This window comes from Fibrobacter sp. UWH5 (assembly GCF_900142505.1).
GTDB lineage: Bacteria > Fibrobacterota > Fibrobacteria > Fibrobacterales > Fibrobacteraceae > Fibrobacter.
This window is the reverse complement of sequence record NZ_FRBB01000018.1, coordinates 45,059-58,517: the sequence shown is the minus strand read 5'-3', so window position 1 is coordinate 58,517 and position 13,459 is coordinate 45,059. Positions and strand designations below refer to the sequence as shown.

General features: G+C 49.4%; 6 protein-coding genes. All 6 read left to right on the top strand.

Annotated elements, in window-relative coordinates:
* The first annotated feature begins 29 nt into the window (after positions 1–29).
* The 6 genes from BUB38_RS12770 to BUB38_RS12745 all read left to right on the top strand — a co-directional run bounded on the left by BUB38_RS12770 (position 30) and on the right by BUB38_RS12745 (position 13,355).
* A complete protein-coding gene (locus BUB38_RS12770) occupies positions 30–2,297 on the top strand; it encodes a carbohydrate-binding protein (protein WP_073161126.1) in 2,268 nt (755 codons plus the stop codon).
* A 210-nt stretch (positions 2,298–2,507) separates the two neighbouring features.
* Entirely contained in the window at positions 2,508–4,646 is a 2,139-nt protein-coding gene (locus BUB38_RS12765) for a carbohydrate-binding protein (protein ID WP_073161125.1), read from the top strand.
* Between the two features lie 184 nt (positions 4,647–4,830).
* Positions 4,831–6,429, top strand: coding sequence for a sialate O-acetylesterase (locus tag BUB38_RS12760; RefSeq protein ID WP_073161124.1), 1,599 nt, complete (start codon positions 4,831–4,833; stop codon positions 6,427–6,429).
* 921 nt (positions 6,430–7,350) lie between these two features.
* The gene (locus BUB38_RS12755) at positions 7,351–9,717 is read left to right on the top strand and encodes a beta-xylosidase family glycoside hydrolase (RefSeq protein ID WP_073161123.1); all 2,367 of its coding nucleotides are present in this window, start codon (positions 7,351–7,353) and stop codon (positions 9,715–9,717) included.
* 204 nt (positions 9,718–9,921) lie between these two features.
* Positions 9,922–11,442 (top strand): extracellular catalytic domain type 1 short-chain-length polyhydroxyalkanoate depolymerase, encoded by a 1,521-nt coding sequence (locus BUB38_RS12750; RefSeq protein WP_073161146.1) that lies wholly within the window; start codon positions 9,922–9,924, stop codon positions 11,440–11,442.
* A 95-nt stretch (positions 11,443–11,537) separates the two neighbouring features.
* Complete coding sequence (locus BUB38_RS12745) at positions 11,538–13,355, top strand: carbohydrate-binding protein (RefSeq protein ID WP_073161122.1); 1,818 nt, start codon at positions 11,538–11,540, stop codon at positions 13,353–13,355.
* Positions 13,356–13,459 lie beyond the last annotated feature (104 nt).

Sequence of the window (13,459 nt, the reverse complement as noted above, 5' to 3'; positions counted from 1 at the left end):
GGTGTATTTAAGGCCTTAGGGAGTTTAGCATGAAGCTTTTAAAGAAAGTGGTTGGCGCCACCTTTGCCGCAGGTCTTGCAACCTTCGGCCTGGCCTACAATCCGATTTCAACTTACCATTATCTGGCTGACCCGGGTGCCGCCGCCGATGATGAATATTTCTACATCATCACCGATTCCGATGACCCGGCTCCCTATAATTCCGATGGTTATAAGATTTATGCTCTTTACGGCTTCCGCAGTAAGGACATGCAGAACTGGACTGATTTCGGTATTATCTATGATGCCCGTCAAATCAACGGCATCGGTGATATTTGGGCTTCCGGTATTGCTTCCGATCCTAAGACTGGTAAACTTTATATTGTGTTCCCCGATGGCGGTGGCGGCGGTATTGGCTACATCAAGGCTGATAGCATCGCCGGTCCGTGGAGCAACGCTGTGGGCGGTGGCAAGGACAAGCTGGTTGCCGGTTGGGGAAAGGGCCATATTGACTGTGATGGCGTTTCCTGGTGCTTTGACCCGGGTATCTTCATCGATGACGATGGTACTACCTATGTGACATGGGGTGGTGGCGAAAGCACTAGTCGTCCGAACACAGATAACTTTGACGTCGTAAAGCTGAATGATGCCAAGGATGCTCCGGTGGGTACCGGCTCTCACGTGAAGGTGAACGGCCTGTCTACCCGCAAGATGCTGGAAGCTTCCTACATCCATAAGCATGAAGGTAAGTATTACTTCTCCTACAGTACTGGCTGGCAGCAGGGTGCTCCCACTATTGACTATGGTATTGGTGATAGCCCCACGGGCCCCTTTACCTGGAAGGGTACCATCCTTGGCGATCCCAGCATGAATGGCAAGAGCATTAACGGCAATAACAACCACCACGGTATCGCCGAATTCAAGGGCCATTCCTATGTGGTTTACCATGATCGCCGTATTGCCAAGGGCCACGATGGTCTGGAAATTATCCCTGCCGATGATGGCATGCCTAAGCCTAACGAAGGTTACCACCGTAGCGTTTCTGTAGACGAAATGTTCTATAACGCCGATGGTACCATTAAGCAGGTGGTTTGCACTAACGAAGGTCCGGAACAGATTGAAAACTTTGACCCGTACGATTGGTATCCGGCTCTGACTAGCTCCAAGCAGAGAGGCGTCCGTAGCCGTTCCCTGTGGGCTCCGGGTAAGGTATCTGGTAGCCTTCTGTTGCCTCTTTCTACCAAGGAATCCTGGATTCGCGTTTCTGGTGTAGACTTCGGTACTGCTGCAACTGGCTTTATCGTTGAAGCGGGTAGTGTTGCCGATGGGAACACCATTGAAATCCGCAAGGGTTCTGCAACTGGCACCTTGGCTGGTACTTGCGAACTGAAGAATACTGGTTCCAAGACGACCTATGCCGAAAACAAGTGCGAAGTTGAAGGCCTCTCCGGTATTGTGGATCAGCTGTTCCTGGTGTTCAAGGGTGCCAAGGATTCTACCATGGCTATCAAGGCCTGGGGCTTCGAAGGTAGCGGGACTACTGAACCCACGCCGCAGTCACCTTATGGCGGCACCGCCTGGGCTATCCCCGGTGTGATCCAGATGGAGGACTTTGACGTTCCCGGTGTTGGCCGCGGTAGCGATTTGAAGTCCTACTATGACAAGGATTCCGAAAACCACTCCTGCACCGATGCCGGCAAGGAAGCGGAATGCTCCGACTACCGTGACGGTACTGGCGTAGATATCTATAAGAAGGCTGGCGGTAAGCTGATTGTGGGTTACATCAACGAAGGCGAATGGCTGGAATATACGGTGAACGTTGCTGAAACTGGCACTTATACCATGTATGCCGCTGTTGCTTCTGATGGTGGTTCCAGCTTCAAGCTTTCTATCGATGACAAGGATATTACAGAAGATATCATTGTTCCCGCCAACAAGAAGAGCGAAGAATCTGCCCAGAACTTTGACGATTACAGCAAGGTTAGCGCCAATGTGAACCTGACCAAGGGCGAGCACATCCTGCGCTTTACCGCCACTGCAGACTGGTTCGACATCGACTTCATCAACTTCGTTGCTGGCGCCGATGCACCGGATGACGTGGAACTTGATCCTACTTCCATTAAGTCTATCCGTATGAACGTGACCTCTTCCAGAAGCTTCCAGGTGTTCGATGTAAACGGTCAGAAGATGGCTACCATCGAAGCCAAGGACCTGTCTTCTGCAACGGCCCAGTGGAAAAATTCTGCCAAGGGTGTCCAGGGCATCTTCATGATCCGTGGTACCAATGGTGAAAAGTCCATGATCCGTGTGGTTCGCTAAAACGCAGAAAATCGTTGAATTTAGGCGAAAATCGTCAAAAGATACCATAAACGCATCCAAAAAAGCCTCCAGAATTTGCCTGGGGGCTTTTTGTCTATGGACAATTTGTCCATGGAAAGAGGGGGTCCATAGTGGATATATGCTCCGAAATGGAATAGTTTAAGTTGCATAGGGCGAGTGGTGTCGCTCTTCATACATGGAGTATGGGATATGTGGAATAGAAATTGCTCTTGCGTAGGCAAGATTGCGTCTTTGTTTGGCGTCCTGGGCTTTTTTGCCGGTAGCGCCTTGGCTTCGACTGTTACTGTCGATGCAAATACTGAATATCAGGTAATTCGCGGTTTTGGTGGCATGGTCCACAATGAATGGCAGGGCGGTAAAGGTCTCTCCGATGCCGATGCTAAGCTTGCCTTTGGTACCGGTGATGGCCAAATTGGCTTGAATACCCTCCGTATTCCGGTTTACGGAAATTCTAACAGTTTTAACAAGGATGTTGCCGCCGCCAAGTCCGCCAAGAAGTATGCCGGCAATGACTTCATTCTCTATGCAACCCCCTGGACTTCCAACTATGCAGGTGCCGGTCAGCACATCGCCTCCAGCAACTACCAGAAGTATGTTGACCATCTGAATAGCTTTGCAGAATACATGATCAACCAGGGTGTTCCCCTATACGCCCTTTCCATCAGCAACGAACCGGACTGGTGCGGCGAATGGGCCTGCTGGTCTGCTGACGAAATTTACAACTTTACCAGAGATTACGCCGCCAAGATGCGTAAGCATGGCACCAAGGTGATTTCTACGGAATCCTTTGCCTATGCCAAGGGCATGTACGACAAGGTTCTGAAGGATGATAATGTTCTGAAGAACTGGGACATTCTTGGCGCCCACTTCTACGCTAGTGAAGCCTATACCGCAGATTCCTGGTTCCAGTACTCTCTCGCTGACCAGAAAAATGTGGAACGCTGGATGACGGAACACTATACCGAAAGCCAGGGCAGCGGCAACTATTGGCGTAAGATTATGAATACCGGTGACCAGGCAAATCAGAACAAGAAGGACACCGTCCGCGCTATGGACGTGGCCTACGATATTCATCGTGCCTTGGCTATTGGTAACTTCAATCAGTACACCTGGTGGTACATCCGTCGTTGCTATGGCCTGATCATGGAAACGGATTTTAGCAATAAGCTTTCCATTCCTTCCAACGAAGTGGGCAAGGTTTCCAAGCGCGGCTACATCATGAGCCAGTTTGCCCGATTCATCCGTCCGGGTGCAGTTCGTGTGGGTGCAACCCTGAAGCCCGAAACTGACGTTCATGCTTCCGCTTACAAGAGCGCCAATGGCGATAGCGTCATCGTGGTTCTCCTTAATCGTGATGCCAGGAACGCAAAGACTGTTACGGTCAACATAAAGGGTGCTGATGTCAAGACCGTTCGCGCCTACATGACCAGCGAAAACAAGGATGCGGAATACCTGGATGAATATGATGTGGTTAACGGTTCCGTGACCATCAAGATGGAATCCGGTTCCTCCAACAAGGACTGCATTGTGACCCTGGTTGGTGCTGCCGCCTTTGCTCCTCCTACTCCCCGTGAACCGTTCAAGGGTGAAGCCCTCGCCATCCCGGGCAAGATCCAGGCCGAAGACTTTGATATCCCGGGTACAGGTAACGCCAACAAGACTTTCTATGATACCGATTCCGAAAACCATTCTTGCTCGGATACCGATGTTTCTGAATGTTCTGATTACCGCAAAGACACCGGCGTCGATATCTACAAGAAGTCCTTTGGCAACGTGGTCGGCTACAACCGCAATGGTGAATGGCTTGAATACACCGTGAAGGTGGCCAAGTCCGGTGATTACACCATGTTCGCCTATGTGGCTTCCAACAACGGTACTGCAAGTTTCCAGCTCTTGATGGATGGCAAGGCTATTACCGATACCATCGTCGCTCCGGCAACTACTTCTAGCGAAGGCAATTTTGACTCCTTTGACAAGATCCAGAGAAATGTAACCCTTACCGAAGGTGAACATATCCTTCGCTTCCAGGTGACCTCCGACTGGCTGGATGTAGACTACTTCACCTTCGTCGAAGGCAAGGACGCAACTGACCCGGAACCGGTTGTGGATCCCGAAGATCCTGAAGATACGACTAGTATTGTCAAGGTCCGTTTTGACGTGGCTGGCGAACAGAACTACTCCGTGTTCGATATGAACGGTAATTTGATGGGTTCCTTCAAGTCTGAATCTGTGGATCTGCAGAACAAGACTGCTGACCTTGTAAAGGCAAAGGGTTCCTATCTGGTGAAGTCCGTCTCTGGTTCTGCTGTAGTGAACGTAACTAAGTAAGATTCATAAAAACTTCCATAAACCAAACCAAAACCAAAAAGGGGCGTCCTGGGAAACTGGGATGTCCCTTTTTTTTAAAATATGACGTTTTTTGGACATATAATCCATATTTTACGTGTAGAAATTTTGCTTTTTATTCCATTAAAGAATAGTTTATAGTGTGATAAATTGTACGAGGAGTGTTATGAATACAATTAAGTCTAAATTTATGAAGGCGGCGCTGGGTGTATTGGCTGTTGCCGGTTGTGCTTTTGCTGCACCCAATCCGAATTTCCATATTTATATTGCCTATGGCCAGTCCAATATGTCGGGTAACGGTGAAATCGTTCCGTCTGTGGATCAGGCTCAGGAACCCAAGAACTTTATTATGCTGGCTTCTCACACGGCAAATGCCAGCAGCCGTACTGGTTCCACAACCCAGTCTATCAAGACCGGAGAATGGTATCCGGCAATTCCCCCCATGTTCCACTCGTTTGAACAGCTTTCCCCCGCTGACTACTTTGGCCGCGCCATGGTGGACTCCCTGCCGGGTGTGACCGTGGGTATTATTCCTGTGGCTATCGGTGCTGTCAGTATCCGCGCATTTGACAAGGATCAGTATCAGGCTTATTTTGACGGCGATGGTAAGGACATTAAGTCTTGGGGCTGGCCCAAGGATTACGACAACAATCCTCCGGGACGTATTCTGGAACTTGCCAAGAAGGCCAAGGAAGTGGGTGTCATCAAGGGGTTCATCTTCCATCAGGGTGAATCTGACGGTACTGATGATAACTGGCGTAAGACTGTTTACAAGACCTACAAGGACATTATCGACGCTCTCGATCTGGACGAAAACGAAGTTCCTTTCGTGGCTGGTGAATTGCTCCAGGAAGGTAACAACTGCTGTTCCAGCAAGAACGGCGGCATTGCTCTGCTGAAGAACAACTTCAAGAAGTTTGGTTTGGCATCTTCCAAGGGCTTGAAGGGTAACGGCAAGGATGTTTACCATTTCGGACGCGAAGGTGTCATTGAACTGGGCAAGCGTTACTGCTCCGAAATGCTGAAGCTGATCGACAAGACTATTGACCCCAACGCACCCGCCGTGGATCTGGTTGACCCCAGCAAGTCTACAGTGGCTGATGAACCCCCTGAAGAATATGGCCCCTATGCAGATCCTATTGAAATTCCGGGTAAGCTTCAGGCCGAAAACTACAACAAGGGCGGCGCCGGAAAAGCTTACTATGACTTGAGCAAGGGCAACGAAGGTGGCAAGCTCCGTAAGGATGACGTGGATATTTACCAGCCGGATAAGGGTATGGCTATCGGTCATTGCCAGAAGGGCGAATGGCTCAAGTATACCGTGAACGTGGCTGCTGATGGTGAATACGAAATTTCTGCAAGAATCGCTGGCGAAAACAGCACTGGTAGCTTTGTCCTCTACATGGATGAAAAGCAGATCGGTACTGAAATGGTCAACGAGGGCTTGGGCTTTAGCGAAGAAAGCTACACGACTGTGAAGGGCGGCTCCACAACTCTCACCGCTGGTGAACATGAGCTGAAACTGGAAATCACCAACGACTGGATTGACATCGACTATGTGGAATTTGTCAAGGTGGGCGTTTCTGAAGAAGATCCCACGGCAATCCGTTTGGGTGTGAAGTCCAATCAGCAGGTGGATATGTCCAAGGCCCAGTACTTCGATATGCAGGGCAATCGCGTAAGCAAGTCTGCTACCAAGAAGCAGGGCGTTTACCTGGTCAGTGTCCCCGGCGAAAAGAACTTCATTATGCGAGTTGAAAAATAACACCAAGGAAGATTTATGGGCGCTCACGAAATTTCCATCGTAAAACAGATTGTTGTCTGCAGCATTGTAGCAGTAGCGCTTGGTCTGATTTACGGATAAAACGAAATTTTGGTGGTTAGAGGGGAAAGGGTCCGTTCGCGGACCCTTTCCTTTTTTTTGATACCTCACACCCTCTCCCCGCAAAGCAGAACCTATAGAAAACAGTCAGACGTTTATAACGACCCCCCATTGATAAAATGTTTTAGTGAGGAGTGAAAAAGACGTTCCTTTTATGCAATAACGTTCTAATCTGCTTTCACGTGGCCGGGCGGGAAAGGGGTGCGGGGGAGAGGGCTGACGGCCTTCGTAACTCCGAGTGCGGGCCCTCTCCCCGCAAAGCAGAACCTATAGAAAACAGTCAGACGTTTATAACGTCCCCCCATTGATAAAATGTTTTAGTGAGGAGTGAAAAAGACGTTCCTTTTATGCAATAACGTTCTAATCTGCTTTCACGTGGCCGGGCGGGAAAGGGGTGCGGGGGAGAGGGCTGACGGCCTTCGTAACTCCGAGTGCGGGCCCTCTCCCCGCAAAGCAGTACCTATAGAAAACAGTCAGACGTTTATAACGTCCCCCCATTGAAAAAATGTTTTAGTGAGGAGTGAAAAAGACGTTCCTTTTATGCAATAACGTTCTAATCTGCTTTCACGTGGCCGGGCGGGAAAGGGGTGCGGGGGAGAGGGCTGACGGCCTTCGTAACTCCGAGTGCGGGCCCTCTCCCCGCAAAGCAGTACCTACTGAAAACAATCAGACGTTTATAACGTCCCCCCATTGATAAAATGTCAATAAAAGCTTTTGTCTAGGCATGTTTTTTGTCCTTGGACAGAGGTAATTTATAGTCATGAAAACCGCAGGTTGTTGGTGTGGCCTGCTGAGGAGATTGATATGGGATTGTTAAAGAAGTTTTTTGCCGGAGCAGCTTTGCTCGGTTCTGCAGTTGGCGCCTTTGCCGTCACTGTTAATAATCCGGTGATCTGGTCCGATTCTCCGGACCCTTCCATTGTACGCGTCGAGGGCAACTACTACATGGTGACGACCACCATGCATTACGCTCCGGGCATTCCCATTTTCAAGAGCACCGATTTGGCTCAGTGGCGCACTATTGGTTATGTGTACGAAACCCTGACCAATAACGACAACATGAATTTGAACGGCGGTAAGGATGCCTATGGTAAGGGCTCCTGGGCTTCTAGCATCCGCTATCGAGAGAAGGACGGTTACTATTACGTCCTGACTCCGTCTTATACCACCAACAAGACTCACCTTTACAAGACCAAGGATATCGAAGGCGGCCCCTGGAGCGAAGTCCAGCTGCCCTTCTATCACGATCCCTCTCTGTTCTTCGATGATGACGGCACGGCCTGGGTTTTCTACGGTTCTGGCGATCAGATTAGCTATGTGCAGCTGAACGACGATGCGTCTGGCGTAAAGGCTGGCGGCAAGAGCGGCAAGGTTGGTGGCGTTAGTGTCAACAAGATTACCGGCAAGGGCGATCGCGATTACTATGTGCAGCAGGAAGGCTCTCACATGGAAAAGGTGAACGGTGAATACTACCTGTTTACTATTTCTTGGCCCGCAGGCGCTTGCCGTACTGAAATTGTTTATCGTTCCAAGAACCTTTTGGATGGCTTTACCGGCCGAATCTTCTTGCAGGATAATGGCGTAGCCCAGGGCGGTATTTTTGATACTCCCGATGGCAAGTGGTATGCGCTCCTGTTCCGCGATTCTGGTCCTATTGGCCGTATTTCTCACCTGGTTCCCACGGTGTGGAAGGATGGTTGGCCGCAACCTGAAGGCGGTTCCAAGAAGGCTCCCGCAACTTTGGATTTGCCTAGCGAAGTGGAACCGGGTTACGGCATGGTCACTTCCGATGACTTTGATGGCGACGAACTTCCGCTGGAATGGCAGTGGAACCACAATCCGGATAACTCCAAGTGGAAACTGGCTGATGGCAAGCTCCGCATTACCACTGGCCGTACCGATGCCCGCATTACCAGCGTCAAGAATATGCTGACTCAGCGTACCTTTGGCCCCAAGTGCGTTGGCCGTACCTTGGTGGATGGCACTAATATGAATGATGGCGATGTTGCCGGTCTTGCTGCTTGGCAGGACAACAAGGGCATGGTGGCCATTACGAAGGAAAGCGGCAGCTATAAGGTTGTCATGTACAGCGGCACCAAGGATGGTGAAAAGCGCGAGGCTTCTGAAAATCTTTCTGGCTCCAAGGTTTACCTCCGCGTCGATTTTGACATTCCTATCGATAAGGGCACAGCCTCCTTCTACTACAGCGAAGATGGCAGTTCTTGGAAGAAGATCGGTACTAATGTAAGCTTGAGCTTCGATTTGCACATGTTCGTGGGTAATCGTTTTGGCTTGTTCAACTGGGCAACAAAAACCGCTGGCGGATCTGTTGACTTTGACTGGTTCAAGATTGGTGTAGACGCAAATGATGAAATCTACCTGGATGGTGCCGGCGCAGAACCTATTCCCCAGACGGCACACAATGCAACCCAGACTCCGTGGGCACTTCCTGGCCAGATCGAAGCTGAAGACTTTGACGATCCGGGTAAGGGCAAGGGCGGTCCGTCTTACAGCGACAAGGATTCCGAAAATCGTGCCTGCACTGGTGACAAGGTTAGCGAATGCTCCGATTACCGTAAGGATACTGGCGTAGATCTGTACAAGAAATCTGGCGACCGCATTGTGGTTGGCTATATCCAGAAGGATGAATGGCTGGAATATACCATCAATGTTACAAAGGCTGGTGACTATACTTTGTTTGCCGCAGTCGCTTCCGATGGTGGCTCCAGCTTCAAGCTTTCTCTGGATGGTAAGGATCTTACTGAAGACATCGCTGTTCCTGCTGCAAAGAAAGACGGTGATAGCGAAGAACAGAACTTTGATGATTACAACAAGGTGAATGCCAATGTGGTCCTGCCTGCCGGTGAACATATCCTGCGCTTTACCGCCACCGCAGACTGGTTCGACATTGACTACTTTAACTTTGCCGAAGGTAAGGACGCAACGGATCCCGCTCCTATTGGCACCACCTCCATCAGGGACATTCGCATGGTGGTTGGCGGTCAGCAGAACTACCGCGTGTTTAACCTGAACGGAAACTTGCTGGGAATCGTGAACAGCAATGGCGCCGATATCGTGAACGTTACCCGCGATTTTGTAAAGCAGAGCGGCATGTATATCGTAAAGCCTGTCCGTGGTGGCCTGGTTCACAAGATTTCCGTGACCAAGTAAATTTCACAAACGATCTTTCATAACACATCCCATACACCAAAGCGGTACCTGATTTACGTCGGGTGCCGTTTTTTTTGCTTGTTTTGTCATGGACTTTTTATCCATAGTTGTTATGGTTTGATGTTTTCTTTTTGCTTACAACCCATATAGTTTTAAGGTGGGTTCGCGGAGTGGTGTCCGCTAACCTTAAAAATGAGGATGTGGATGTCTGGCAAAAAGTTCTTTGTCGCAGCATTTGCTGCGTTGACTGTATTTATGGGAAGTTCCTTTGGAATTCCTTCTCAGAATATCAATGTGAATGGTGCGAACCGTAATATGCTGGTTTACGCACCCACTAATATCGAAAAAGATCGCCCCCTGATTATTCAGATGCATGGCATGAATCAGGATGCCCCCTACCAGCATGATGCGGCTAAGTGGGAAGAAATCGCGGATACCGCCCGATTTGTGGTGGTGTTCCCCAATGGCGAAAATAAGTCCTGGGATATTTCTGGCGACAAGGATGTGAACTTCCTGAAAGCAATCATCAATGAAATGTATACGAAATACGGAATTGATAAGAAACGCGTATATGTTTCAGGCTTCTCCATGGGCGGCATGATGAGCTATCACGCTGCTAACAAGATGAGCGACCAGATTGCTGCAATTGCTCCCGTGTCCGGCTACCCGGTTGGAAATCCCGCTCCCGCCAGCAAGCGCATGATGCCGATTCTGCATACTCACGGCACGACGGATCCTACGGTGAACTACAACAGCGCTGTTTCCTATTTGAAGCGTTGGGTGGAATACGAAGGCTGTTCCTCCAACTCCGAAAAGATTTCCCAATATCCAGTTGGCAAAACCACTTCTGCAGCCTCCATGGAAAAATGGAGCGGCTGTAAGGAAAATAGCGATATCCGTCTGATTTCCATTAAGGATAAGGGCCATTGGTATTCCATGGATTTGGCCAGCGTCAATACCTCTGACGAAATCTGGAATTTTGTAAAGCGCTTCTCTCTCGACGGAGCGGTAGCGGAAACGCCTGCCGTACCTCCTTTTGTTGAACCCACCAACCGCGACAGCATTTATAATGGTGGTTTCGATTCTACTGCGAATGCATGGACCCTCCAGAATCATGGCGATGGTAAGTCCGTTGGTTCTGTGAAGGATGGCAAGTATGTTCTTGATATTTCCGCTGTCGGGTCGCAGCCTTATACCGTGCAGCTGATCCAGCACAATCTTCATCTTGAACAGGGTGAATGGTACAAGGTCAGTTTTGAGGCCGGTGCCGATGCAGATCGTGTTCTTGAAGTGAACGTGGAACAGCATGAAGATCCTTGGGATAGCTATTTGACCTCGGTCCAGAATTTTGACGTTAGTACTTCCATGCAGCCCCTTTCATTCTATTTCCAGATGACCGCTGCGACGGACACCAATGCCCGCCTAAGCTTTAATGCGGCGACATCTACGGGAACCCTTATGCTGGATAATGTTTCCATTGAAAAGGTTGATGAAAATGATGTGCCCATGGTTCCCTGCTGCGAAACCGCTGTGCATGCGTTGAATTTGGATCGTAATGTTTTACGAACTTATGAAGTCTACGGTTTATCTGGTGCCTACCTTGGAAAGATTGATGCCTTGAATTTCAATGAAATGAAATCGAATGTACTTTCGCTGGTAAAAAAATCTGGCGTGTATATGGTTCGTTCAGGAAGTTCTGTGAAATCGATTCAGGTTGGTCGATAATATCTAGACAAAATGTCCATGAAATATTCTGGTAGGTTGGTATTTTCAGTGACAGAAGTGGATAGTTTAATACCGAATTAAACAGGAGTGAAAAGATGTTCGGTTTGAAGAAACAGATGGGTCTTGCTGCAGCCGCTATGGCTGTAGCTGCCGTTACTGCAAATGCCCACCCAGATAGTCTGGTGCTTACGCCCCCTCTGGGCTGGAACAGCTGGAACGTATTCCACGAAAACATCAACGAAACCCAGATCAAGGAAGTGGCCGACGCCATGGTTTCTTCTGGCCTTCGCGATGCTGGCTATATCTACCTGAATCTGGACGACAACTGGATGGACACCAAGCGCGACGCCAATGGCGACCTCCAGAACCATCCCAAGACTTTCCCCAGTGGCATGAAGGCTCTGGCCGATTACATTCATAAGAAGGGCCTGAAGTTCGGCGTGTATGGCGACCGCGGTAAACGTACCTGCCATCATTACAACAGCAACTGGGTAAGCGAAAACGGCTCCTACATGCACGAAGAACAGGATGCCAAGAAGTTTGCCGAATGGGGCGTTGACTACCTGAAGTACGATAACTGCGACCCGGCTCCCGGCTCCAACCAGGAAGAAGATTACACCCGTATGTCCAAGGCTCTCCGCAATTCCGGCCGCGACATCGTGTTCAGCATTTGCGCCTGGGAATATAAGGACTGGATGCCGAAAATCGCCCATCTGTGGCGTACCACTTTCGATATTGGCCCCGAATGGAGATCTACCTCCTGGTACCGCGGCGTTTACGAAATTATCGATGCCAATGACAAGTACTGGAAGATTGCAAAGCCGGGTAACTGGAATGACCCGGACATGCTCGAAGTGGATAACAGAAACCTGACTTATGAAGAACAGAAGTCCCAGATGACCATGTGGTCCATTATGGCGGCTCCCATCATGATCAGTTCCGATGTCCGCAAGATGAGCGACCAGGTGAAGGATCTTTACCTGAACAAGGATATGATTGCCATTAACCAGGATTCCCTGGGCGTGCAGGGACATCGAATTTCTAATGTAGATGGTAAGCAGGTCTGGACCAAGCCCTTGCGCAATGGTGACCTCGCTGTAGCCCTCCTGAATGACAATACCTCTACCCAGACTATCGAAGTCAACTTTAAGGATATTGGCGTAGAAGGCGAGGTGGAAGTCCGTGATGCCTGGCAGAAGAAGGATCTTGGTCCCAGATCTAGTGTTTCGGCAGAAGTTCCTGCCCACGGTTCTGTATTGCTCCGCTTGATTCTTGAACCCGTTCCCCGCGAACCGTTCAAGGGCAAGGCCTTTGCAATCCCCGGCAAGATCGAAATGGAAGATTTTGACGTTAGCGGTATCGGCCAGGGTAACGTTTCCTATAGCGATGGCGATTCCGAAAATCAGGGCAACAGCGATTACCGTAAGGGAACTCCCGTGGACATTTATGAAAAGACTGACGGCCGCATTGTAATTGGTTACAACCAGAAGGGTGATTGGCTCGAATATACAGTTGATGTTGCCGAAACAGGTGAATACACTTTGGGCGCCTATGTGGCTTCTGCCAACGAAACTTCCAGCTTCAAGTTCTCTGTAGACGGTACTGACATTACCGAAGAAATCTCCGTGCCCAAGGGTGAAGGCGATGATAATTACGATGACTACAACCTGGTTGAAAAGAAGGTGAACTTGACCAAGGGCGAACACATTCTCCGCTTTACTGTTACTAGTGACTGGATGGATATTGACTATGTTCAGTTCGAGGGTAGTGGTACAGCTCGCATTGGTAAGAAGGTGGCTCAGAGCCGTTCTGCCGGTCTTGTGAAGGGCGAACGTAACGCCTATTCTCTGACGGGCCGAAATCTGGGCCGCGAAACAAAGAAGCGTTCCAACGGCATGTATCTGCTTCGCTAAAAAAAACAAGTCAGATTGATTTTGGTTCCTTTGACAAAATGTCAAAGGAACTTTTTTTTTGTTTGCGTTTTTTACCGCTGTGAAAAATATCTTTAGACTTGTAA